The organism is Leclercia sp. EC_58 (assembly GCF_019584355.1).
Lineage (GTDB): Bacteria > Pseudomonadota > Gammaproteobacteria > Enterobacterales > Enterobacteriaceae > Enterobacter.
The window spans coordinates 1-3,784 of record NZ_VDAM01000020.1 but is presented as its reverse complement, the minus strand read 5'-3'; the positions used below and the strand labels follow the sequence as shown (position 1 = coordinate 3,784).

Genomic DNA, 3,784 nt, shown 5'->3' with positions numbered 1-3,784 from the left:
CAGCCACGACAAAAAATATCATGCCCCCCTGAAAACGATAAATAAGATTTAAAATCAAAAACTTGATTAATGAAGAAACAAAAAAAGTCATGCAAGGGGGGCATGAAACCGCGAGGCCTTGTGACTCAAGGCTTTCTGACCATTTTTTTACAAAAGTGCATGACATTTGCACATGGGGTGTCATGCCCCCCTAAAGCCAGGCGCAGCAAGGCTTTAGGCGTTGCATTGCATAATGCGTGGGGTGTGACACGCTTTTCTGGTCTTTCTCAGCCATCTGAAGTCAAACATGCGGAAAAATCAGCAGGACGAGAGAGTATAAAAATCCATATCCGGCAGTAACTGAGCGGCAGGCCGAACGCTATGACCGGAATGCGTGGTAATGGCTCAGCGGGATTTCCAGAACTGCCACCAGGACTTTGCAGGAACACTCTGCGGGTCAGAAACGCTCTGTTTATGCTCCAGAAGTTGCATAGCCTGACGAAGTGAACTGATATGCTCATCCCGTGCATTCACCGCATCTTTAAGCCCGGCATTCTCCGCCTGTAAAAGCGTTACCTGATGCTGTAAAGACTGTAAAAAATCACTGTTAACTGACGTAGAGTTATCGTCAAATTTTACAGCATCACTTTTACCAACACTTACAACCTCAATAGCACCAAAAACACGCATAAGCTCAGCCGTATCAATGGTTTTTATGGTTTTTCCATGCTTTACAGATGAGGTGTAACTTAGTTTGCCAGACTTAAGTAGCTTGTAAATGGTCGGACGACTGACACTGGCAAGACGTGCCGCTTCGCTAATGGATACACGGGCCATTACAAATCCTCTTGAAAATCATCCAGACGAATAGCCAGAGTGCGAAAGAGCTGTTCCGCATCCTCATGCAGTTTTTCGCACAGGTCGGCCTCATTATCGAGATCCAGCTCGTTGAGCTTCTCCAGCAAAAGCAGGGATTGCGCCTGAATGAATTTAGCCATATTCAATGCCGTTCTCTGTTGCTTTGTCATCACAGCGTCAGTGCTCCAAGTCATCTCCGGTTCTTTTCCGCTTCCTCGACCGTTCGCTCGCTACGCTCGGTCACTTATCTGCGGCGAGCGGACGGATCTTTCTAAGAGACAAATACGTCGACGGTAAGCGTAACGAAAAGCCAGAACAAGAGCGATAAGGCCACGCCCCCGCAGGGGCGTTTTTCCATAGGCTTCGCCCCCCTGACAAGCATCACAGAATCTGACACTCAAATCAGTGGTGGCGAAACCCGACAGGACTATAAAGATACCAGGCGTTTCCCCCTGGTGGCTCCCTCGTGCGCTCTCCTGTTCCTGCCTTTCGGTTTACCGGTGTCATTCCGCTGTTATGGCCGCGGTTCTCTCATTCCACGCCAGACACTCAGTTCCGGGAAGGCAGTTCGCTCCAAGCTGGACTGTATGCACGAACCCCCCGTTCAGTCCGACCGCTGCGTCTTATCCGGTAACTATCATCTTGAGTCCAACCCGGAAAGACACGAAAAAACGCCAATGGCAGCAGCCACTGGTAACGGATTCGCAGAACAAAGAAGTGTTGAGGTGTTGAAGTATATGCCTGACTACGGCTACACTGTAAAAACTAATTCGGTTTCTGTGCTCTGCGAAAGCCAGTTACCACGGTTCAGAAACTTGCCGGTTAATGAACCTTCGAAAAAACCACCTTGCCGGGTGGTTTTTTCGTTTACAGAGCAAGAGATTACGATTTTAGAAAAAGGAACTCAAGGGATAACTAAGCTGAGGGCCTATTCAGGGAATAGTGGGTTTTCGTAATGAGGTGAATCAGATCGCGGGAATGGTACATGGTTAGGTGAAAATCCTACAACCAGTACACTGCCATCCCCATTTTTTTGATAGTGAATAACTTCAGCCGAGGTTAATCCATCCAGGTTCAAGCCAAGATTGTAAGTCATTGACTTAACAGCTCCCTGGCTATAGCTTGGCCCACAATGGTAATGCCAGTAATCGTTGGCTTTATAGGATTCAGTATTGCTGAGTTCATTGAGGTTATCGTCTAACCACGATGGTTTGTTTTTCCCAACAAGAGGCTCTCCCTTCGCAACTTTAGAAATAAAGTCACGCAAAGCAACCACATGAACAGGCTGCATATAAGGGAGATCGACAAACTCAGGAGTATTGACACTACCCCCGCTAAAATCTTCAGCTAACCCAATTTTCTTTGGTGGCATTTATGCACCCAGTTAATCACCCGCGATTTTGGAATGATAACAGGATGTTGAGGATTTCGTCATCTGACTGTTCGCGATTAAACGACACAGATGCTTTTGAGTTTGCACGAGACAAAAGAACCTCATCAGCACATTTTTTGTAATGTCTGCTGCAAGCACTTTCGTCTTGTCTGCGTTGTGACTTTACCATGGCTAACATATGAGACCTTATGTTCTGATTGATGTGGCTTTGATAACTGGAAAGAACTTCCGAAGGAGTGATTTTAACCATAACCCTTCGTCGCTCTTTGTAAGAGATCTTAGGTTCATGTACTATAAAAATCACAAAATTGGGGCGGCGTTTTCGCCACCCTAATAATATCACTAATACTGTAAGTAAGAAGTAAACTTCTTACTTACAGTATTAGTGATGGCGCTAAAAATTTTTTTCAAGACATAGCAACTATGGTAGAAAAAGACGCAATCCCACAAACACTACTGGCAATATGGGGACAGAGCATCCTGAGTGAAGGATGGACCACTATCCCCAATGTATTAATTCGCTCTCAGTCATTGTTGAATATTAGTAATTCAGAGCTTGTTTTACTGATGCATTTGATCTCGTTTATTCATCACCCTCTATCTCAGATCTACCCCTCTATAAACCTTCTCGCAGAGAGAATGAATCAAGATAGAAGAACGATCCAAAGAACAATGAAAAGACTGGAAGATAAAGAACTAGTACGAAAGAGAATCCGTTCCAAGGGGAGTAAAGATATAGGTTTAACAAACACTTATGACGTTGACCCTCTGATGAGAAAGCTTATATCGTTACAATTATCCAAGCGTATTGGCTCAGAACAGATAACCAGCCCTTATTAACAATTTACCATAACGTCTCATTACGCGCACCGCTCAGACGGCCTCAGCGCGATTTCAGCGCGAAGCCGGTAAAAACCACAGCTTACCCGGCAAAAAGCCCGCAAAACGGCGCAGATGAATCCTGAGCGGGTGAATGGCTATGCACCCGGCTGCATGGCGCGGGGTTTGGCGGAAAACTGCCGGTGAAAGGGAGATTTTGACCGTTTTTCTTCAGCGTATAACCGGGCGTTCTGGCCGGAGAGCTGAGTCCGATGATACGCAGGTATCAGCCAGAGCATGGCTTACCGACGACGGCGATAGAACTGTATGTTTGTCGACGGAACATAAACATTAAAGGGAACATACGCTTTTTTAGGGCGACTCAGATTCTCCGGCACTTCCGATGCTGGCGTGATATCCAGATCCGAAAACTCTCTCTTACACTCTGTCCCCAGAAATTTCAGGTCATCGATAAGGGTCGCAAACCATTTTTTCACCGTTCTGCCTCCACACCATTTAAGCCATTCAGATAACAGTCTGGCACAGACTGGCGAAAGAAAGCGGTGAACGGGCACGCAATTTATTGCGGGGTCGTGAGGCGCTGGCAGGGTGTCGGGGCGCAGCCACGACAAAAAATATCATGCCCCCCTGAAAACGATAAATAAGATTTAAAATCAAAAACTTGATTAATGAAGAAACAAAAAAAGTCATGCAAGGGGGGCATGAAACCGCGAG

The 3,784-nt window shown here is 46.1% G+C and carries 4 protein-coding genes; 1 reads left to right on the top strand and 3 read right to left on the bottom strand.

What is annotated here, in order from left to right:
- Positions 1-384: 384 nt before the first annotated feature.
- The 3 genes from FHC51_RS22835 to FHC51_RS22825 all read right to left on the bottom strand — a co-directional run bounded on the left by FHC51_RS22835 (position 385) and on the right by FHC51_RS22825 (position 2,209).
- Positions 385-816 (bottom strand): helix-turn-helix domain-containing protein, encoded by a 432-nt coding sequence (locus FHC51_RS22835; RefSeq protein ID WP_044715496.1) that lies wholly within the window; start codon positions 814-816, stop codon positions 385-387.
- The gene (locus FHC51_RS22830) at positions 816-1,007 is read right to left on the bottom strand and encodes a Rop family plasmid primer RNA-binding protein (RefSeq protein ID WP_044715497.1); all 192 of its coding nucleotides are present in this window, start codon (positions 1,005-1,007) and stop codon (positions 816-818) included. Before FHC51_RS22830 ends, FHC51_RS22835 begins: the two co-directional genes overlap by 1 nt.
- 758 nt (positions 1,008-1,765) lie before the next feature.
- Positions 1,766-2,209: a hypothetical protein gene (locus tag FHC51_RS22825; protein ID WP_044715493.1), complete on the bottom strand. Its 444-nt coding sequence runs from the start codon at positions 2,207-2,209 to the stop codon at positions 1,766-1,768.
- Positions 2,210-2,653: 444 nt separating this feature from the next.
- Between FHC51_RS22825 and FHC51_RS23370 the strand changes: the two genes are divergently transcribed.
- Entirely contained in the window at positions 2,654-3,070 is a 417-nt protein-coding gene (locus FHC51_RS23370; protein ID WP_044715491.1) for a helix-turn-helix domain-containing protein, read from the top strand.
- The last annotated feature ends 714 nt before the right edge of the window (positions 3,071-3,784 follow it).